Source organism: Microvirga pudoricolor (assembly GCF_016892705.1).
GTDB classification, from domain to species: Bacteria; Pseudomonadota; Alphaproteobacteria; order Rhizobiales; family Beijerinckiaceae; genus Microvirga; species Microvirga pudoricolor.
Genome location: NZ_JAFEMB010000010.1, coordinates 59,705 through 79,451, shown reverse-complemented (window position 1 = coordinate 79,451; position 19,747 = coordinate 59,705). Strand labels below are relative to the sequence as shown.

At 56.8% G+C, this 19,747-nt stretch carries 20 protein-coding genes; 9 read left to right on the top strand and 11 right to left on the bottom strand.

Translation table 11 applies throughout. The features are described 5' to 3' along the window. Nucleotides 1-609: 609 nt before the first annotated feature. From ILT42_RS22105 to ILT42_RS22090, 4 genes are all read left to right on the top strand, one after another. Entirely contained in the window at nucleotides 610-1,068 is a 459-nt protein-coding gene (locus ILT42_RS22105; protein ID WP_204218178.1) for a nuclear transport factor 2 family protein, read from the top strand. Between the two features lie 244 nt (nucleotides 1,069-1,312). Beyond that, complete coding sequence (locus tag ILT42_RS22100; RefSeq protein ID WP_204218177.1) at nucleotides 1,313-2,287, top strand: TRAP transporter substrate-binding protein; 975 nt, start codon at nucleotides 1,313-1,315, stop codon at nucleotides 2,285-2,287. 10 nt (nucleotides 2,288-2,297) lie between these two features. Beyond that, the gene (locus ILT42_RS22095) at nucleotides 2,298-2,816 is read left to right on the top strand and encodes a TRAP transporter small permease (RefSeq protein ID WP_204218176.1); all 519 of its coding nucleotides are present in this window, start codon (nucleotides 2,298-2,300) and stop codon (nucleotides 2,814-2,816) included. Further along, complete coding sequence (locus ILT42_RS22090; RefSeq protein WP_204218175.1) at nucleotides 2,813-4,096, top strand: TRAP transporter large permease; 1,284 nt, start codon at nucleotides 2,813-2,815, stop codon at nucleotides 4,094-4,096. The genes ILT42_RS22095 and ILT42_RS22090 overlap by 4 nt, the downstream gene beginning before the upstream one ends. Nucleotides 4,097-4,187: 91 nt before the next feature. Here ILT42_RS22090 and ILT42_RS22085 read toward each other — a convergent pair whose 3' ends face one another. After that, nucleotides 4,188-4,886 (bottom strand): glutathione S-transferase family protein, encoded by a 699-nt coding sequence (locus tag ILT42_RS22085; protein ID WP_204218174.1) that lies wholly within the window; start codon nucleotides 4,884-4,886, stop codon nucleotides 4,188-4,190. A gap of 205 nt (nucleotides 4,887-5,091) precedes the next feature. On the opposite strand from ILT42_RS22085, the gene ILT42_RS22080 reads away from it, so the two are divergent. After that, complete coding sequence (locus tag ILT42_RS22080) at nucleotides 5,092-5,994, top strand: polysaccharide deacetylase family protein (RefSeq protein ID WP_204218173.1); 903 nt, start codon at nucleotides 5,092-5,094, stop codon at nucleotides 5,992-5,994. 2 nt (nucleotides 5,995-5,996) lie between these two features. Here ILT42_RS22080 and ILT42_RS22075 read toward each other — a convergent pair whose 3' ends face one another. From ILT42_RS22075 to dctP, 5 genes are read right to left on the bottom strand one after another with little or no spacing between them, the layout of a single operon-like run. Next, entirely contained in the window at nucleotides 5,997-6,767 is a 771-nt protein-coding gene (locus ILT42_RS22075) for an SDR family NAD(P)-dependent oxidoreductase (protein ID WP_204218172.1), read from the bottom strand. A 16-nt stretch (nucleotides 6,768-6,783) separates the two neighbouring features. After that, the gene (locus ILT42_RS22070) at nucleotides 6,784-7,548 is read right to left on the bottom strand and encodes an SDR family oxidoreductase (RefSeq protein ID WP_204218171.1); all 765 of its coding nucleotides are present in this window, start codon (nucleotides 7,546-7,548) and stop codon (nucleotides 6,784-6,786) included. Further along, nucleotides 7,545-8,858 carry a TRAP transporter large permease gene (locus tag ILT42_RS22065; RefSeq protein WP_204218170.1) on the bottom strand — a complete coding sequence of 438 codons (1,314 nt, stop codon included), beginning with the start codon at nucleotides 8,856-8,858 and terminating at the stop codon, nucleotides 7,545-7,547. Before ILT42_RS22065 ends, ILT42_RS22070 begins: the two co-directional genes overlap by 4 nt. Then, on the bottom strand, nucleotides 8,855-9,316 hold the full coding sequence (locus tag ILT42_RS22060) for a TRAP transporter small permease subunit (RefSeq protein WP_204218169.1): 462 nt from the start codon (nucleotides 9,314-9,316) through the stop codon (nucleotides 8,855-8,857). The genes ILT42_RS22065 and ILT42_RS22060 overlap by 4 nt, the downstream gene beginning before the upstream one ends. 58 nt (nucleotides 9,317-9,374) lie before the next feature. Continuing rightward, complete coding sequence (gene dctP, locus ILT42_RS22055) at nucleotides 9,375-10,412, bottom strand: TRAP transporter substrate-binding protein DctP (RefSeq protein WP_204218168.1); 1,038 nt, start codon at nucleotides 10,410-10,412, stop codon at nucleotides 9,375-9,377. Nucleotides 10,413-10,531: 119 nt separating this feature from the next. On the opposite strand from dctP, the gene ILT42_RS22050 reads away from it, so the two are divergent. Further along, a complete protein-coding gene (locus tag ILT42_RS22050; protein WP_204218167.1) occupies nucleotides 10,532-11,065 on the top strand; it encodes a nuclear transport factor 2 family protein in 534 nt (177 codons plus the stop codon). Between the two features lie 49 nt (nucleotides 11,066-11,114). On the opposite strand, the gene ILT42_RS22045 is transcribed toward ILT42_RS22050, so the two are convergent. From ILT42_RS22045 to ILT42_RS22025, 5 genes are read right to left on the bottom strand one after another with little or no spacing between them, the layout of a single operon-like run. After that, the gene (locus ILT42_RS22045; RefSeq protein WP_204218166.1) at nucleotides 11,115-12,383 is read right to left on the bottom strand and encodes a D-amino acid dehydrogenase; all 1,269 of its coding nucleotides are present in this window, start codon (nucleotides 12,381-12,383) and stop codon (nucleotides 11,115-11,117) included. Between the two features lie 46 nt (nucleotides 12,384-12,429). Next, nucleotides 12,430-13,167 carry an amino acid ABC transporter ATP-binding protein gene (locus tag ILT42_RS22040; RefSeq protein WP_229428863.1) on the bottom strand — a complete coding sequence of 246 codons (738 nt, stop codon included), beginning with the start codon at nucleotides 13,165-13,167 and terminating at the stop codon, nucleotides 12,430-12,432. After that, nucleotides 13,148-13,834, bottom strand: coding sequence for an amino acid ABC transporter permease (locus ILT42_RS22035; RefSeq protein WP_204218165.1), 687 nt, complete (start codon nucleotides 13,832-13,834; stop codon nucleotides 13,148-13,150). Before ILT42_RS22035 ends, ILT42_RS22040 begins: the two co-directional genes overlap by 20 nt. Then, nucleotides 13,831-14,508: an amino acid ABC transporter permease gene (locus ILT42_RS22030; RefSeq protein ID WP_204218164.1), complete on the bottom strand. Its 678-nt coding sequence runs from the start codon at nucleotides 14,506-14,508 to the stop codon at nucleotides 13,831-13,833. The genes ILT42_RS22035 and ILT42_RS22030 overlap by 4 nt, the downstream gene beginning before the upstream one ends. 53 nt (nucleotides 14,509-14,561) lie before the next feature. Beyond that, on the bottom strand, nucleotides 14,562-15,359 hold the full coding sequence (locus tag ILT42_RS22025; RefSeq protein ID WP_204218163.1) for a transporter substrate-binding domain-containing protein: 798 nt from the start codon (nucleotides 15,357-15,359) through the stop codon (nucleotides 14,562-14,564). Nucleotides 15,360-15,612: 253 nt separating this feature from the next. On the opposite strand from ILT42_RS22025, the gene ILT42_RS22020 reads away from it, so the two are divergent. The 3 genes from ILT42_RS22020 to gcvPB all read left to right on the top strand — a co-directional run bounded on the left by ILT42_RS22020 (nucleotide 15,613) and on the right by gcvPB (nucleotide 19,747). Then, the gene (locus ILT42_RS22020; RefSeq protein WP_324617759.1) at nucleotides 15,613-16,731 is read left to right on the top strand and encodes an ATP-NAD kinase family protein; all 1,119 of its coding nucleotides are present in this window, start codon (nucleotides 15,613-15,615) and stop codon (nucleotides 16,729-16,731) included. A 65-nt stretch (nucleotides 16,732-16,796) separates the two neighbouring features. Further along, a complete protein-coding gene (gene gcvPA / locus ILT42_RS22015; RefSeq protein WP_204218161.1) occupies nucleotides 16,797-18,200 on the top strand; it encodes an aminomethyl-transferring glycine dehydrogenase subunit GcvPA in 1,404 nt (467 codons plus the stop codon). Next, complete coding sequence (gene gcvPB / locus ILT42_RS22010) at nucleotides 18,197-19,747, top strand: aminomethyl-transferring glycine dehydrogenase subunit GcvPB (RefSeq protein ID WP_267874499.1); 1,551 nt, start codon at nucleotides 18,197-18,199, stop codon at nucleotides 19,745-19,747. The genes gcvPA and gcvPB overlap by 4 nt, the downstream gene beginning before the upstream one ends.

The following is a 19,747-nucleotide window of genomic DNA, read 5'->3' as shown; positions in this document are numbered from 1 at the left end:
AGTCGGGCCTGGGCCGGGAGGGCTCGAAATACGGCATCGAGGGATACCTTGAGATCAAATACATCTGCATCGCAGGTCTGTGACACTTCATGAACGTTCGATGTTTTAATCTAAGCGAAAAAGCCTGATGACCTCCCAGCATTGAGGGATGTCAGCTATTGTCACCGGGTTGACCTTAGCCGCAAGTACGCGACGAGCCCGCGAGGCGACCTCCACGTAGGCTTGTTTGAGGGCCCAGATAGAACAGCTCACGATTTACCCAAGCCACGCCGGTCATTCGCTGGGTAGAGCAATTCTGGCTCGGAAACCGGCAAGTCAGCCGTTCCGATACGCCGTATTTGGCGATCACGGGATCAACGCAGATGCGGCGGCGGGCGGGGCTCAGTAGTCTTGCTGGCGTTGCCCATTGGGTCTCAAAGCGGCCTCTCTCACAAGGAGCACTCAGGTGGGCCTCTCAGCATTGGGAATCAACACGCCTCTCCACGAACCTTTGGTATGAAACCTACATAGGAGACTGGCGAAAGAAGGTCCGCACATGCTTTAGGATCATATTGTTATCGTGAAGAGTCTCGCGCTAAGCTCATGCGAATTTCACAGAAGAGTGCTCCCATGAATGATAAAGGTCTGACCGCGCTACTGGATGAGTTCGAGATCTGCAAACTCTCGCATCGCTATGCGATGGCGCTGGATAAAGGTGATCTTGAGGAGTGGGGAGAACTGTTCGCAGAAGACGTGATCGTCGAGAGCCCCTCAGCCGCGCCACGCGGGTATGCCGAGATCATGAAGATTCCTGTCGATCAGCTCAATCGGTACAAAAGAACACTGCACTCCGTCACAACGCAGAACATCACCGTCAACGGAGATGAGGCGACAGGTGAAGTATATTGCGTTGCTTATCACATCTACCAGGACGCGCATCAGAACGGGCGCTTGCCCTTCGACTTGAGCCACAATTTTATCATCAGGTATGAAGACGAATATCGTCGGGTCGAGGGCCGGTGGCTGATTGTCAAGAGATATATTGTAACGGAGGCCCGTTATATCGACCAAATTATTCCTCCGTCATGACGAATGGCAGGCGGCGGGAGGGAAGCCTTTATACTGACCGTGCCGACCCAAGTCATCCACGGAGTAAATTAACGACCGCCGACGTGGCCGGTAGGCGAACTTATGTTCGTTTCCATCCCCATGTAGCAACGTAATTCTTAGGATCGATGAGCAAAATCTCGCCTGTAGATTGCTTGACAACATAGATTTTCGGCGCTCCTATTCGTATAGCGGACAAATGTTCGGAAAACGCACGGGGGTACTGATGCAGCGTCGAGATTTTTTGCTTAGTGCCGCGGCAGCTGCCGCAGCAGCCTCGCTCCCTGGCGCGGCTCAAGCCGCGACGCGACTACGCTTCGCCCACTTTTCGATCACGGATGACCCCAATCATGTCACCGCTCTGAACTTCTCCAACAAATTAAAGGCTGCGACAAACGGTGCTTTTGAAGTTTCTGTTATTCCTAACTCGCAGCTAGGCGGTGAGGTCGACGTCGTAGAGGGTATACTCCTCGGCACAATCGATCTGGCTCCCCCATCATGCGCCGTGCTGGCGAACTGGATCCCGGAAATGAACGTGCTGAACATGCCGTTCGCATTCCGGGATTGGGATCATTACACCCGCGTTCTTAATGGCTCCCTCTACGATCAAATCGTCGAAGCGGCGGCTGCGAAAAACATTCGCTTCCTCGGCTTCATGACGTCCGGCGTGCGCCATATCATGACGCGTCAGCCGGTAAATGCGATCGATGATCTAAAAGGTCGAAAAATCCGCACTGTTCAGAATCCCGTTCATGTGGCGGCTTTCAATGCTTTCGGTGCGAACGCAACAGCCATTGCCTACAACGAAGTTTATGCGGCCCTGCAAACTGGGGTCGTCGACGGGGCCGACGCCGCCAATACGAACTACTACACGCAGAAATTCTATGAAGTGGCTAACAACTGGGCGCAGATCGGCTGGCTCTACTACTCCAACGGCATTGTCATGTCCGAAGCCAAGTTCAAGCGTCTTCCGGTCGAGCAGCAAAAGGCTTTGATGAGTGTCGGTCGAGAAGTTGGGATGGAGCACTTGAAGCTCTGGGCTGAGAGCGACGCCAAGATTCTTGACCAGCTGAAGGCAAAAGGAGTGAAAGTAACGCAGCCTGATGCGACACCCTTCCGCGAGCGGTCGAAAGGCATTTACGACCAATTTCTGAAGACGGAAAAGGAAAAGCAAATCCTCTCCGCTATCCTGGCAGGCTGATTGCAGCATTATGACAACACTGGCCGGCGGTAGCCTCACCATGCGATTGATCGCGCCTATCAGGCGCGCGGTCGATACAGCTGTAATTCTGCTCTACTCGTACATGGTGCTTGCTGTTGTCGTTCAGGTCGCTGGTCGATACATCCCAGGTCTCCATACCGGAAACGCTGTCGAAACCTCGACATATGCACAAGTTTGGTTGACGGCGGTCGGGGCAAGCGTTGCCCTCCGCCACGGCGCGATATTTGCCGTGGACACGCTGACACGGCATTTGAATCTCGCTATGGCAAGGGTATTCAGCATACTTATCGCCGTCATCAACATGGCGTTCATCGTCGTCATGATCTACGGCGGGATTCTCCTGACTGAACAGGGCTTCCACCAGACATCGCCGGTACTGCTGATTCCCATGTGGACCATATTCATCTCGATCCCGATCGGGATGATCCTTCTAGGCATTGAAATCGTAATGCAGGTCTTCGAAAAGTGGGGCGGACCTTTCGAGGGGCACCAGGAGGAGCTCCTATGATCGCCCTTGGCGCAGGCTTCTTCATCTTTCTGTTGATCGGCGTACCTATCGCTTTCGTCTTCGGCATATCCGCTCTCATCGCGGTCTGGTCTGCCGATCTTCCTCTCGTTGTCATTGCCCATCGCTTCTATGCAGGCCTAAACGACTTCACATTGATGGCCATTCCGTTCTTTCTGTTGGCGGGCATGCTTATGGACGAAGGCGGGCTGTCCAAGCGTATCATCGACTTTGCGCATGCCTTGTTGGGATGGGTGACCGGAAGCCTCTTGATGGTGTCCGTGATTGCCTCGACGGTCATTGCCGCCATGTCTGGTTCGGGAAGCGCGGACACGGCCGTCGTATCTGCCGTGATGCAGCCTGAGCTCAAGCGCCGGAATTACAATGTGGATTTCTCAGCCGCGCTGATAGCGACGGCTGGAACGCTCGCTCAAATTATCCCGCCCAGCATGATGCTGGTCCTCATCGGGGTGCTCAATAATCTGTCGATTGGAGCGCTGTTCCTCGCTGGCATCATTCCCGGTCTGCTTGTGGTCCCAGGCCTACTCTTTCTCGCCTGGTGGCATGCGAGGAGCGGTGGAGAGCAGTATCGAGCCACCGAGTCGTTCAGTCTCGCCAAGCTCGGCTCCACGTTTCTCTATGCGGTGCCGGCCCTAAGCCTGGGTGTCATCGTCAGCGGCGGCATTTTCAGCGGAATGTTCACGCCGACCGAGGCGGCTGCCGTGGCTGTTCTATACACCATCCTAATCGGCAAGTTCGTTTACGGCGATCTAAGGCTGAGCGTGATACCCGGGATCATTCTCAAAGCCGGCGGCTTCACAGCCGGCATCATGATCCTCGTCGGCGGGGCGACCGTCTTCAATTGGCTGATGGCTGTTGAAGGATTGCCGGACATGGTCGCAGGCTGGCTTCAAGCGACAGTCAGCAGTCCATGGACATTCCTTCTCATCGTCAACATATTTCTGATGATTTTCGGGATGCCGATGGAAAGCATCGCGATGGTGCTCTTGCTCAGTCCGGTCGTCATTCAGGCTGGTATCGGCTACGGCCTGGACCCGATTCACGTGGCAACGGTGTTCGTTTTCAATAGCGTCATCGGTATGATCACGCCGCCTTTCGGAGGGACGCTGTTCGTGGCGGCTATCGTCGCGAAAAGACCGATCTCCGCCGTGACCCGTCACATCTATTGGCCTTGGGCGGTGATGACGGTCGTCCTGCTTCTCATTACTTACATTCCAGAGCTGGTACTGGCGCTTCCCCGCACTGCAGGCTTCCTCAAGTAGAAACGCTCGATCCTAAAGATTGCAGGACTCACTGAAGTGCAAAAAGGCTGCAGGTTTGGATCTGCAGCCTTTTGTATAGAGCGCGGCTGCCTCACTGCGCCACATTCGGATAGAGGCGGATGTTTTGCGGGTACATGATGCGACGCGCCTCTTCGTCAAGTTCGGCCTTGAAGTTGTACTTGTCTTTAAGGCCAACCGCTCTTATCGCTGCCGGGCGCTCGTTGATCTCGTCGACGAGACGCTTCAGGTTCGGAAACTTCGACCACGCGTCGTCACCCATGACGAAGGGCGTAACCCTGGCCCATCCCCACATGGCCATATCGGCGATCGTATAGGTTTCGGCAACGAGATACCGCCGATCCTTCAGCCGGTCATCGAGAACGCGGTAGTGGCGTTCGGCCTCATAGGAGTACCGGTTCTGAGCATAGGGAACTGTCTCAGGTGCGAAGTGACGGAAGTGAACGGCCTGGCCAGAGAAAGGGCTCATGCCGCTTGCGATGAACATCATCCAGGACAGAAGCTCACCCCTGGCTTTATCGGAAGGCAGAGGCGTGAATCGACCTGTCTTGTCTCCCAGATACAGGAGGATTGCGTTGCTGTCGAAAATCACGGCGTCCCCGTCAACGAGGGCTGGGACCTTGCCGTTGGGATTGATGGAAAGGTAACTCGAGCTGAATTGCTCGCCTTTGCGGGTATCCACCGGGATCGCTTGATAAGGGAGATCCAACTCCTCGAGAAGGAGGGCAACCTTCATAGGGTTTGGAGATAAGTTGAAATAGTACTTCAGCATTCGACGAATCCGATCCTGCTAGGCTGCCTTCAGTTTGCAACGCGTCATGGTCCATACAACGCATCATCCGTATATTTTTCATCTTTAATTTATGTCGCATTGAAGTGAATAAGGTCAAACAAAATAGATTCGGAATGCTTTGAGATGGTCGATAAATATCAGTATAAAAGTATCGAAACTACCGGAACGAATTTAGGAGGCTGTCTTGAAGTCAGCGACACCGTTGATGCCTTGGGAGTGGCCGGAAGATCATTGGCGCAAAGCGATCTCGCGCGTTCGTGCTGGTCGTCGTCTTGCTCCATCGCGTTGGCCTAATGATGCCCAGTGTGCCGTTGCTCTTTCATTCGACTGCGATCATGAAACGTTCGAACTTGGTGGGGGCGGTACTGCTGTCGGTCGGTTGAGCTGGGGTGAGTTTGGGCGGCGCGTCGGTGTGCCCCGCATTCTTTCGCTTCTCGCAAAGCATGACGTGAAAGCTACTTTTTTCACGCCCGCCGTTGTCACGCTGATCGATCCGAGCGAGGTTCGACGGATCGCGGATGAGAAACATGAAGTGGCTGTGCATGGCTGGATACATGAGAATACATCGCTTCTCAGCGAGCCAGTCGAGCGTGATCTCATGATCCGCGCTCGCGACAGAATTGCAAACGTTACGGGAACAATGCCTGTCGGACATCGCGCCGCTCAGTGGGACCTCAGTCCTCAAACAATCTCACTCGTGAAAGAGCTCGGCTTTCTCTACGATTCGTCATTGATGGCCGACGAGGAATGCTATGAACTCTGTGTCGACGGAGAGCCGTCGGGACTCGTAGAGATCCCAGTCGAATGGTTGCGAGACGATGCTGTCTACTTCCTTTTCAGCCGCAACCCGGTCACTCGCCCCTATACTCCGCCTCGTGAGGTCCTGGACATTTTCATTCGTGAGCTCGATGCCGCCTATGACGCTGGCAGCATATTTCAACTCGTCATGCATCCTTTCGTCATCGGATATCGCTCTCGGATCTGGATCCTGGACGAAGTCATCAAGCATGCAAAGTCGAAGCACGGCGTGTGGTTCGGTACGCACGCCGAAGTGGCCGCCTGGGTCAAACAACACAGCCTCAAGTGAGGTCATCGCACGTAAGTAGCGCCGTTGATGTCAAGCGTCGCTCCGGAGAGATGCTTGACCTTGCTTGATACAAGAAACGCCACCAACTCACCGATCTCGGAGGGAGGAACCCATTCACCCATGGCAAGCGAGGCTGTCACAGCCTCCTCGCCGCCAGGTTGGAGTGCGGCAAAGTCTTCCGACATTTTCGTTCGCACGATGCCTGGTGCAATCGTGTAGCTCAGGATTCCCTCACGCGCGTAGCCTCTCGCGATGGTCTGAGCTGCAGCCTTGATTGCTGCCTTGGAGGCAGCGTAGCCAATCTGAGCGGGGTTGGTCGAGCCGCGTTGCGCGTTCCAACTTGCAAGCGTGACAATCACGCCACCTTCTCCGCGCCATTGCCGAACGGCGGCGCGCAACAGCCGTGCTGGCGCCAGGACGTTGACTTCGAACTGCTCGGTCCAGGATCGATCCCATGTCGCATCATCGTCGTCGACGCCACCCCAGACGAGAGTCGCGGCATTGAGCACCAGTGCATCGATCCGACCGCGCCAAGCTAATCCTCTCTTCCAGAGCGCCTCGACCGCTTCAAGGTCGCTGAAATCCGCGGCGACAAATAGTTTGTTCGATTGATCGATGTCGGCGAGAGCTTCCTCCGCACCCGCACGGTCGGCATCGTTGCGGTGATGAGCTATGATGTACGCGCCTGCCCCTGCCAAAACGCGTGCTGTCGCCGCTCCGATGCCACTGGATGCACCAGTGAGGAGAATGGTTTTCTGGCTGAGGTCGGTCACGGCTGCTTCCTTTAGATCAACGCTTGAACTTGGTCTGGTCATTCCGAACCGTGGTCAATCCGCCAATCACCTGGAGTGTCGGCGTAATCTCAACATGCCCGATATTGACATGGGCGGGTGCCATGAGCGCATAGCAAACGATACCAGCGACATCGTCTGGCTCAAGCACTTCATAGCCGTCGAGGAACTGCTGCTGGGCTAAGATCGGATCGCCCGCAGACTTGGCAAAAATTCCGGTTCGGGTCCGACCAGGCGCGATCTCGGTGACGCGGATTCGATGACCGCAAAGGTCGATGCGAAGCTGGTTGGCGAAGGCTGCGATGCCAGCCTTGGTCGCATGATAGACTGCGTTACCGCCTGTGAGGGCGTGGTGGCCCGCGATCGAACCAATGAAAACCAGATGACCCCGATCACGACGCTTCATGCCTTGCAGGGCTGACCTGACGATCTGCATCGTACTTGATAGGTTGAGATCGACTAGGTTCTCGACATCTTCCTCGGATGCCGCACCAATCGAACCCCCAAAATTACTGCCGGCATTGCAGACAAGAACATCTGGATCGATGGCAACGAGCAATGCAGTCATGGTGGAGTGATCGCGGACATCGGCCACATGCGCAATGCAGCCTGTTTCCGCCGCCAGGGTATGCAGTTTCGCCTCGCTTCTCGCGACGGCATGGACTGTTGTCCCAAGACGACGGAGCTGCCGAACAATGGCCTCTCCGATTCCACTCGAGGCACCGGTGACGAGAACTTCGTCACCACAAGGTAAAACCGTCATCGCATCAGGCTCGGCAGCCAGAGGGCGATCTCCGGAAACATCATGACAATGATCAGCCCCAGCAACTGCAACCCCATGAAGGGCCACACTGACTTAAGGATATCCTGCAAGGAGACTTCCGGAGGAGCGACACTCTTGAGGTAGAACGAGGATGGACCGAAGGGCGGCGACAGATAGCCGATCTGCATGTTGATGCAGAACAGGACGCCAAACCAAAGCGGATCATATCCCAGTTGCTTGATGACGGGGACGAAAACCGGCATCGTCAACAGGGCGATCCCAATCCAATCGAGGGGAAGACCAAGCAGGATCAGGATGATCTGCATGACGATCAGGATCCCGATCGGAGGCAGGGGAAGTCCTGCGATCAGGTTAGTGAGGTAAGTGATGCCGCCTGTAAATGTATAGATCCCGACGAAGGCCGTCGCGCCGAAGAAGATCCACATCACAGGGCCGATCGCGCGTCCACTCTCCAGCACGATGTCACGCATATCGGAAAGGCGGAACTTTCCATTGATCCAAATTGCAACCAGTGCCCCGGCGACGCCAATCGCCGCCGACTCCGTCGGTGTCGCAATACCAAAATACAGGGATCCGAGAACGGCAAATACCACAGCCATCGGGAGAAAGAGATCCTTGGCCATCAGGATTTTATCCTTAAGTGGCAGATTCAATTCCTCGGCGGGCGGCGGGGGAGCCAGGGAAGGATCGATGACGCAGCGTATGAAAATGTATATTGCGTACAGCAACGCGAGTAGGAGGCCCGGTAGCAGAGCGGCGGCATAAAGCTCAGCAATCGACACGTTGGCAATGAGAGCGTAGAAGACTAGAACCAGGCTTGGTGGAATCATCGCGCCTAGCGAGCCTGCCGCGATGATGGTGCCCAATGCGATTTTCTTATTATAGCCGCGCTTCAGCATAGTAGGCAGGGCGACAAGACCCAGTGTGATGATCTCCGCTCCCACGACGCCGACCATAGCCGCCATCAAGGAGCCGGCGAGCACGACGCCGATCGCCATGCCGCCTGGTAGTCTTGCGGTCCAGAGGTGAAGAACGCTGAAAATCCTTGCCGCAATGCCCCCTCGTTCCAGCAGAATGCCCATGATGATGAACAACGGGACGGTGATCAGCACGTAGTTGTTCGCGTTGTCGTATATTCTGCTGGCGATAATGATCGTGCTTTGAGGCCCGAACATCGTAAAGCCAATGACAATCGCTGTAGCCAGAGTTGCGAAGGCGAGAGGAATGCCGATAGCGACAAGCCCGAATAGTAACCCGAAAGTGACGACTGTAACGAGTTCTGGGCTCATTTTTTCTTCTCGATGAGGTAGGAGAACGACTGGAGGGCCATGAGGACGAATGAAACGAAAAGAGCGACTTTGAGGATAATCGGAAGCGGTGAGTTGAAGATCGTGCCCGAATGCTCGTTTACTTCGATCGCGAAGGCAGCTTGGTTCCACGAGGCCCAGATGAGGATCAGGCAGCAAGCCAGCGAGACCGCGAGGCCTACGCGCCTGAGACGCTCCTGCCACCGGGGTGACAGGTGATCTGTAATCGTTGTGACGGCGATATGTCCGTTATCCGCCGAAACTTGCGGTCCGCACAGCAGGTAATGAAGACCCGCCAAGATGAGCGTAATCTCAAGTGTATACTGCGTCGGCGCATTCAGGAGGTATCGAGCGAGAACCTCATAGAAAGTCAGTAGGAACACTATGATGTAGCCGTACGAAAAAAGATCGCCGACCGCGCGATTGAACCGTGTGATCACGTTGGGCCTCATATGAAAAAGGGACCCGGCTTCTGCACGGGCCCCTTAGGTATGCGGACTAAAGCTTCCCGGTCTTCTTCAGATACGATGTGTAGCTGTTGATGACCTTATCGGCGAGCGGGCTTTTCTTCGCCCATTCGCTCCAAGCCTGCACGGCCATCTTCCTGTACTCCACCTTCTCGGCATCGGACAGTTCCGACAGCTTCAAGCCCTGAGCTTCCGCCTTGGCGTGGACGATGGCATCATCCATCTGGACGCGAACGATGCATCGCACGATCAGGTCACGCATCGAAAGCTCAAGCATCGAGCGCAAATCGGCCGGGAGGGCATCCCACTTGGCCTTATTGACGGAGATGTCAAAGGCCCCGTTCGAATGCATGCTGTTGAGCAATGTAAACTTAGCGTTCGCATAAACGCCGGTCTGATCGTTGTAGGAAAGAGTGCCGTTATCAGCAGCGTCGATGACGCCCTTTTCAAGAGCGGAGAACACCTCCGTCAGAGGCATCACGACCGGCACTGCTCCAAGCTTTTCCCAGATCATGCTCGAAATGCCGGGAGGGCTTCTCATTTTGAGGCCCTTGAAATCGGCAAGCTTGTTGAGCGGCTTGCGAGAGGGAATAGCTTCGAAGGAACCCGTTCCAACGCCGATCGTGTAGATGTTGAAGCGGGAATATGCCTCGCGCAGCAGATCTAGGCCGCCGTAGTAATACCAGTACTCTACGAGCTGGTAGGGAGAGTCGAATGCTCCAGGAATGTCGCCGAGTGGCGCGAAACCGGGATCGATGCCGGTGTATAGGGTTGGATAGGAGACGTGCCCATCGAGGACGCCTGCTTTGATGGCTTCGATCGACTGCGCAAGCGGCACGACCGATCCGGCCGGAAGCATCTGGATTTCAAGACGCCCGCCCGACATCGCTGTCATGCGCTTTGCCCAGTCATCGACGACTTCCGTCAGCTGATTTCCAGGAAGCCACTGGTTCTGAAGCCGCCAGACGATTTTATTCTGCGCCACCGCATGGCCCGACTGCACGATGGCTGCAATCATCATGAGCAAGGCGAGACAGGGTAGTATGTAAACGGAGTAAATACGCCTCATCAGGGTCCCCTTCTGATTATTGAAGCACGCGTTGGAAGCTTTTCAGGAAGTCAGAGCTTCAAAGGGAGCGTGAGTGCTTTACCATTACGCGTCAAGAATATTGTGCGTGTGATGACCATATGTTCGTATCGCGCACAAACCAGGTGCGTGGAGAGGAATGGAAAGTGCTGTTGCAAAAGATTGCGGACAAGATCCTGATCAGCGAGCTATTGTCAGGGTATTGCAGGATGCTCGACACCATGGCGCTCAACGAGGTCGATGCCTATTTCACGGAGGACTGCGTTGTGGAGTTCGGGCCGGATGCAAGGCTCAACGCATGCGGCTCCGCCGATTTGGCAGAAAAGCTCTCCCGCTTGTGGCGCTGGAGGCGAACGGCCCATCACCTTTCCAATGTTGAAGTGCAACTGCTCGGGGATAATCGAGCCTCGGCCATGAGCTATGTACTCGCTTGGCACCAGCGGGATGATGGAACCACCGCGATACTCTACGGGCTTTACCGTGACGCTTTGATCGGGACAGCGAAGGGCTGGCGGATCTACCACCGACGGCAGGAAATGAACGGCAGCGAACCCGCGTTTCCGATCGGCATATTCCCCGCAGAGAGAAGGCCTCCTCCACCGGGATGGACCGTTCCTGAACACCTTAAAGCATGACGAGGCGCAAACTTCGCTATGTGTGCATCGGGGCCGCAGGAATGCACCCTCATGCTGCCGATCGGCTATAGCGCCCAACCGCTAGATCCATGTGGTCGATCTGAGGGGTTCGGCGGGATACGAGGTCGGCAAGCACGCGCCCCGAGCCGCACGCCATCGTCCAGCCGAGCGTGCCGTGCCCGGTATTGGTGTAAAGGTTGGAATAACGCGTTGCTCCAACGATGGGCGTTCCGTCCGGAGTCATGGGCCGGAGACCTGTCCAGAAGCTTGCCTGTCTGATATCACCGCCTTGTGGAAAGAGATCCATGACGGAGTGCTCTAGGGTCGCTCGGCGCGGTGCTCGCAACCGTTGGCTGAAACCGGCGAGTTCAGCCGTTCCACCTACCCTGATTCTGTCGCCAAGGCGTGTGATGCCAACCTTGAACGTCTCATCCATGACTGTAGATGTCGGGGCGGCATCCGGATTGGTGATCGGCATCGTCAACGAGTACCCTTTGACCGGATAAACCGGGAGCTGAATGCCCAATGGCTGGAGCAGACGAGGCGTGTAGCTTCCCAGCGCCGCAACATACGTATCCGCGACGAGGATTTCCCTGCTACTGACTTCGACGCCAGTCACCCGATCGCCTTCTGCTAAAAGTCGTTCGACCGATTTTCCATAGTGGAACTGGACGCCAAGGGCTTCTGCTAAGGCTGCGAGCTTTTGGGTGAAAAGGTGGGCATCTCCCGTTTCGTCCCCCAAGAGTCGAAGTCCGCCGGCGACTTTGTTCTTTACCAACGCTAGGGCAGGCTCCACCATCACGCAGCCGGCAGGGTCGAGAACTTCATACGGAACGCCGTAGGCATCCAGAACCGAAATATCGTCCCTAATGCTGTCGAGTTGCTTCTGGCTGCGAAACAGTTGAAGAAGACCTTTCTCGCGATTGTCGTAGGTGATGCCCGTTTCCTTTCGGAGCTCCTTCAAGCAGTCTCGGCTGTACTCCGCGAGGCTGACCATGCGACTCTTGTTGCGCCTGTAAGCATCCTCAGTGCAGTTCGCCAGCATGTGAGCCAGCCAGCCCCACAGGCGGAGTTCCGCACGCGGCCAGAGAACGAGGGGGCGGTGCTTCATCAAAAGCCACTTGAGTGCCTTGACCGGAATTCCCGGTGCAGCCCATGGAGAGGAATAACCAGGTGAGACTTGTCCCGCATTCGCGAAGCTCGTTTCCATGCCGGCGGCGGGTTGACGATCGATCACCGTCACGTCGTGACCCTGACGGGCAAGGTAGTACGCGGATGTGACGCCGACAACACCGCTGCCGAGGATAAGAATGCGCATAGTGATGGTCTCTGATGGATCGTAGTGAGATTTTTGGTGCGTCGGCTTAGTGCGAGAGGACGCGAGCCGTGAAGTCTCGAGTGCGGGTTTCTTTCGGAGCATCGAAGATCTGCTGTGGAGTCCCGATCTCCACGATGCGGCCCTGATCCATCATGACCACACGTGAGGAGACCTCTCGAACGAAACCCATCTCATGGCTGACGATCAGCATGGTCATTCCATCACGCGCCAGCCCACGGATGATGTCGAGAACTTCACCCACCAATTCGGGATCGAGTGCGGAAGTTATCTCATCGAGTAGAAGCAGTTGCGGCTTAAGGGCAAGTGCTCGGGCAATGGCCACCCGCTGCTGCTGACCTCCCGATAATTCATCGGGGTAGGCTTTCAGCTTGTGTCCAAGGCCAACTTTCTGCAGAAGCGAGTGAGCATGCTCCTCAACTTCTGCGCGCTGCCATTTTTTGATCTTCAGCGGTGCGATGGTGACATTGCCGATAACCGTCATGTTCTGAAAGAGATTGTACTGCTGGAAGACAATGGCCATGGAATCGCGTGCCTGCTTGAGGCTGGAGGCGGAGCTGTAGTCGAGCGTCCTTTGCGCGAGTGTTACCTTGCCGCTTGTTGGCTTGTTGACGCCAACCAAGGTTCTCAGAAGCGTACTCTTTCCGGATCCGGATGGACCGATCAGGCTAACGACCTCGCTGCGTTCGACATCTAAGCAAATGTCGTGAAGAACTTTCAGGTTCTTATAACTAGCGTTGAGGCCATCAATGGCGAGGTGAGGCAAGACGTATCTCCAGATAGCGCCCAAGTCGTGTCAGCGGATAGGACAGGATAAAGTATGCCAGAAGAATGGTGCCGAAGGTGAGGGTAGCAGAGAACCCACGGTTCGAAAGGATCTTTCCGGTAAAAGTCAGCTCGACCACGCCGACTTGAGAGGCGAGTGCAGTGTCCTTGATGAACATAACCATGAACGCGAACCCTGGCGGAAGGATCACCTTCCAGGCTTGCGGAGCCACGATCATATGAATGATCTGCCAACGGCTGAAGTTCATCACCTCGGCAGCTTCGACCTGCTGGCGTGGGACGGAGTCGAAGCCTGCTCGAACGATCTCCGAGAGGAAGGCAGTCGAGACAATGGTTACGCTAACCAGTGCAATCGCGAACAGCGAGGCGTTCGGAGCTACCACCTGGATCGCGAATAGCACAAGGAACAGGATCACAAGGAACGGGATGCGGCGGAAGATTTCCGTATAGGCTATGGCCGCCACTCTCAAAGGAGCAAGCCACGGATTGCGGGTTTGGCGGATGCAGGCCAGCACGAATCCAAGCGTGAAACCAATCAGGCATCCCACGACGGACAGCATAAGGGTCCGCCCTGCCGCCTCGCCCAAGAATACAAGGTTGGGCCAGGTGAAAAAGCGAGGAATTTCAGAGAGGATCGTCTCGATCATCTGAGCAGCCCCCCTCTCACGCGGAAAACGTGTCGGCCGACGAGGCCGAGGGAGAGGCTCGCCGCCAAAGTCATGACGATGTATATGCCGCCGACAACAAGAAAGATCTCGATGGTTCGCAGATTGGACGTTGCGATGTTGAGCGCACGTCCGGTCAGCTCCTCGACTCCATAGAGGGCGCCAATAGACGATCCCAAAACGAGCCAGATGAAGAAGCTCGACAATGGCGGATAAATGGTGCGGGCGATGTGAGGAACGATCACGTACCGCAGCATCTGCAGCCTTGACATCCCAAGCGTCTCAGCCGCGTCAAGCTCGGTCTGGCGGACGGAGAGAAACCCTGCGCGTTGGATATCGGCAAGGTACGCGGCAGAGTTCAGCACCAGCCCGAGCGTGACGGCGGTGAACGAACTCAGCATGATCCCCGCTTCTGGCAAGGCATAGAAGAGAAAGAAGATCTGGACGACCGCGGGCGTGTTTGTGAAGAACGTGACATAGCCCTGAACGATGGAGCGAAGAAGCCGAGAGCCATAAACGAGCGTGTAAGCCCCAAACAAGCCGAGAACCGTTCCACCCCAGAAGGCGATGAATGCGATCTCGAGGGACAGGAGCGCGCCACCGAGCAGATAAGGCAGATGGATGAAGGCCTGCCCGAATTGAAAGGTGTAAGCCATCGAAGCCCACGAGATTGCAGGCCGCAACACACGGCCTGCTTATAGATGAGGTGTTAGAAGAAGGGCTGCGCTTCGACTGGCTTCAGCATCGGCGCGCCGTACCACTTTTCCCAGGTCTGATTCACAGTGCCTGAAGAATGCAGATCATAAAGCACGGTATTGAGAAACTTTCGCAGGCCATCGTTGCCTTCTGAGACGCCGATGCCGCAATAGGCCACGAACACGGTGTCGTTGATGACGCGCCACTTCACGTTTTTGTAGTTCTCGGTGAACTTCATGAAGAAGTCGATATTCTCGACGATGGCGTTCGCACGCCCCTGCGCAACGGCGCGCACCGTGTCTGCGATGGTGTCGACGAGCAGAACTTTGGAGTTCGGGAGCTTCTCCTTCAGGAAATCGACCGACCAGTTGCCTCGCATGTTGGCAAGAGTGATGTCGGGTGTGTTGAGTTCCTTCCACGTCTTGGCGGTCACGGCTTCTGTCGTGAGAGTTGCCATGGCCTCCGTATGCAGCGGCACGGTGAAATCGATCACCTTGTCGCGCTCGGCGGTGCGCGTCAGCGCGCCCATGGAGATGTCGATCCGATCGGAGACCAGGAATGGCACGCGCTGTTGCGACTCCGTCGGTACAAGCTCCACTTTCACGCCAAGGGCATCTGCGAGCTTCTTGGCGATGTCGACATCGAAGCCCTCGAGCTGGTTTGAGGTCCCATAGGAACTCATGGGGGGGAAGTTCGGATTTACTCCAACACGGATCGTGCCACTGGAGATGATTTCGTTGAGTGGGCGAGCCTCGGCTGAGACGGCTGTCAGCCCCAGCAACACGAGAGACGCATGAAGCAGCTTTTTCATGCCGGCGTTCCTTTTCCTGGAAGGCAATCGTCTTGCCTCGCATCGATGTTGATTTAGATGTCGCAACCGGTCAAGAAGAACGTGCGTATAATGAACATATGTTCGTTATGCGACGTAAGGCAACTCTGTTTCTTCGACTGCCCTCGGTTGGGGAATTGATCGGCGGACTAACCCTTCGGGGTCTTGCGGAGGCTTCAAAGCCTTGAAGGTGTCGCAAATTCAGTGCGGATATAGAACATGTGTGCGCGATGAAATGTCAATGCGAGTAGGTCTAGTCATCAACCCTGTGGCCGGTCTTGGCGGATCGGTAGGTTTGAAAGGAACGGACGGCCGCGAAACGGTCGCCGAGGCGCTGCGCCGCGGGGCGGTGGCTCAAGCGGGCGCGCGGGCCCGACGTGCGGTGGCAGTTCTGACGAGGTCGAACCCAGGCGCACACCTTGTCGTAGCCCCTGGCGAGATGGGGGCGGCGCAAGTCGCCGATCTGCCGCTTGCTGCGGACATTCTTGAGCTTGGGAAGCCCACTTTTACGGCCGAGGATACCCGAAAGGCCGTTGCGGCGATGAAGGGAGCGGACCTCATCCTTTTTGCCGGAGGAGATGGCACGGCTCGGGACGTGGCGGCCGCCCTGCCTGAGGGCGCTGGGATGCTAGGCATCCCCTGCGGGGTCAAGATGCATTCGGGCGTTTTCGCGCTCTCACCAGAGGGCGCGGGCCACTTACTGGCCGGTTTGCTGGCGGCTCCCGAGCGGATCCAGTGGCGTGAGGATGCCGAGATCATGGATATCGATGAGGCAGCCCTGCGGGCCGGTCATCTTTCGCCGCACCTCTACGGGTATGCCCGCGTGCCTCAAGCTCGCACGCGCATGCAGGCGGCGAAGGGGGGTGCGCGTCGCAATTCCGCAGCGGCGCTGGAGGAGGCCGCCCAGGCCATAGTGTCTGAAATGGCAGAGGATGTTCTCTACATCGTGGGACCCGGCAGCAGTGCCGGCGCTGTCACCAAGGCGCTCGGCTTCACCCCTACGGTATTGGGAGTAGACGCAATCCGAAATCGGGAAATGGTGGCGCGAGATGCCACGGCCGGCATGCTGCGGGAATTGGCCGGGGAGGGCGAGGTACAACTGGTGCTCGGGGTAACCGGACAGCAGGGCTTCGTGCTTGGGCGTGGCAATCAGCAGATTCCGCCTGACCTCATACGCCGCGCTGGCCTCAATGGGCTGATAATCCTTGCGACCGAAGAAAAACTCTCCGCGCTCGCCACGCCGCGCCTATGGGTCGATACAGGGGAGCCGGATCTCGATGCTAACTTGGCTGGCTTTGTCCGGGTGCGTACGGACGCCAATAAATTCATGATGATCCGGCTCGGTAGCGGTTGAAACCGGCTGTGCGTTGTGCGAACCTTTGTGCGAAAATTGTGACCAGTGGTTCGCAAGGAGACGATATGGCAGTTGAGAGACGTGCCCACCCATGGATGGCGAATTCCGCGCCCGGTGTTCTGGAGGAAATGCTAGCCGAGATTGGGGCAAAGGACATCTCGGAGGTTTTCGAGCAGATCCCGGACGATCACCTCCGCAAAGTGCCGCTCGATCTCCCAGCCGCGCTGACGTCGGAGATGGAGCTCAAACGCGACCTCCTGACGAAGCTCAAGAAAAACCTGGATTGTGAAACGAATCTGAGCTTTCTAGGCGCCGGCGTTTGGCAACACCATGTCCCCGCCATCGTCGATGAGATTGTCGGACGCACCGAATTCGCCACCAATGTGTGGGGCTCGTATCAATCGGACCACGGACGAAACCAGGCTTGGTTCGAATTCTCGAGCCAGCTCGGCGCATTGCTGAATCTCGATGTGGTGCAACTCCCAGTCTATTCCTGGGGATGCGCCATCGGCCACGCGATCCGAATGGCTGCAAGATTGACGGGGCGGCAGAAGGTGCTCGTGCCCCATCTGTCGGATCCGGAGCGCATGTCCGTGATCCGTACCTACTGCCAGCCTACGGCCATGTCGGGACATATCGAGGTCGTTCTCGTCTCGGCGGATCGGGACGGGCGTCTCGATCTGGATGATCTTTCCCGGAAGCTGGGGCCGGATGTGGCCGCGGTCTATTTCGAAAACCCCGCCTATCTCGGCACGATCGAGACCGAGGCTGCCCGGATCGCAGAGATGGCGCGGGCAGCCGGAGCCGAGACCATTGTCGGCGTCGATCCCCTGAGCCTGGGTGTCATGATGGCGCCAGGCGACTACGGCGCGGACATCGTGACCGGACCGGTTCAACCGCTCGGCGTTCACATGAATTGCGGCGGCGGTGTCGGCGGTTTCATCGCCTCTCGCGATGAAGAACGTTACGTACGCGAGTACAATGGCTTTCTGGTCTCGATCGCCGAAACGGTCGTGCCGGGCCAAATGGGCTTCGGCCTCGCGGCGGCGCACCAGAACTCATATGGCTCCCGTGAGCACGGCAAGGATTGGACCGGCAATTCCACTTATCTCTGGGCTGTCGCGGGCGCTGTCTACATGAGCCTTTTAGGCCCTGAGGGATTTCGCGAAGTAGGACAACTGATCCTATCACGTGCGCGTTATGCGGCGAATCTCCTGTCGGAGATTCCTGGTGTGCGAATCCATGCGCCCGACACGACGTTCAAGGAGTTCGTGGTGAACTTCGATGACACCGGCCACACCGTTTCCGATATCAACGATGCCCTTCGCGAACGCGGCATCTTCGGAGGGAAAGATATCTCGAGTGAAGACTTCGGTCTGGGTCAGGCCGCGCTCTATTGTGTAACAGAAATACACAGCGCCGCCGATATCCGCCGTCTGGCCGATGCTCTGAAGGAGATCTGCAAATGAAACTTCCGCAATTCCATGCCGCGAAATGGGATGAGCCTCTGGTCATGGAACTTGGCCGCCCTGGAGCTCGCGGACAGATCTTCCCGGCGCCGGAGCCCGAGATCAAAAGCGCTCAGATCCCGGAAGCCGTGGCGCGCAAGGATCGACCCGCTCTGCCCGAAATTACGGAATTCGAGGCACAGCGCCACTATCTTCATCTGTCACAGATGACGCTGGGCATGATGGGTGTCAGCCTCTTCGGCACCTGCACGATGAAGTACAATTCCAAGACTTCGGAATACGCCACACTTCGTCCGCAACTGGCTGAAGTCCATCCCTACCAGCACCCCGACACGCTTCAGGGTGTGCTCGAAATCATTCACGATTTCGACCGAATCCTGCGCAGCCTGTCGGGCATGGATCAGTTCATCTTCCAGGCCGGCGGAGGCGCCGACGCGGCTTATACCATGGCTGCCGTCGCTCGCGCCTACTGGGCGGATCGCGGCCTGCTACACGAGCGCACGGAGATGGTTACGTCCATCCAGGCACATCCCTGCAATCCCGCCACGGCGGCGGCCGCGGGCTTCAAAGTCGTCAACTTGCCGCTCGAAGAGAACGGCTATCCGTCGCTCGAGGCTCTCAAGGCTGCGGTTGGCCCAAAGACCGCGTTGTTGATGATCAACAATCCGGACGACATGGGTATCTATAATCCTGACATCAAGGAATGGATCCGCGTCGCGAAGGAGGCTGGCGCACTCTGCTTCTATGATCACGCCAATTTCAATGGCGTAATGGGCAAGCTGTCGGCGCGAGAATTGGGTTTCGATGCATGCATGTTCATGCTGCACAAGACCTTCGGCGCGCCCAAGGCGGGCGGTGGCCCGGCTGTCGGCGCTTATGGCTGCACGGTGGATTTGGCTCCCTATCTGCCGGCGCCGGTCGTCGTCAAAAGCGGGGAGCGCTATGCTCTTGATCATGATCGTCCGAAATCGTCGGGCAAGATCCGTGAGTTCTGGGGCAACATCCCACAGGTGGTGAAGGCCTACGCTTGGGCCCGCGCCATGGGAGCCGAGGGCATCCAATTCGCGTCCGACATATCGGTCGTGGCCAACAATTACATGGACAAAAAGCTGTCCGAGATCCCAGGACTTGCCATTTCCCATCCACACATCAACGCACGCCGCATGGAGATGACGCGCTGGTCGCTGGCTCCCTTGGCCGAGGAGACCGGCGTCGGCACGGTGGATTTTGCGAACCGAATGGCCGATTACGGCATCGATCCCTGGTGGATGAGCCACGAGCCCTGGATCGTGGCTGAGCCGTTCACTCCGGAAGCCGGCGAATTGTGGTCAAAAGAGGATATCGATCACTGGATCGCCGTGGTCGCCCAGATCGCCCAGGAGGCGCGTGACAACCCGCAACTGGTCAAGTCCGCTCCTCACAATCAGCCCATCGCGCAGGTGAAAGGCGATGCGTTCGAGGATCCGGCAAAATGGGCAATGACTTGGCGCGCCTACCAGCGCAAGAAGGCGGCGGCCGGTCGGCAAGCCGACACCGGCACGAAATGA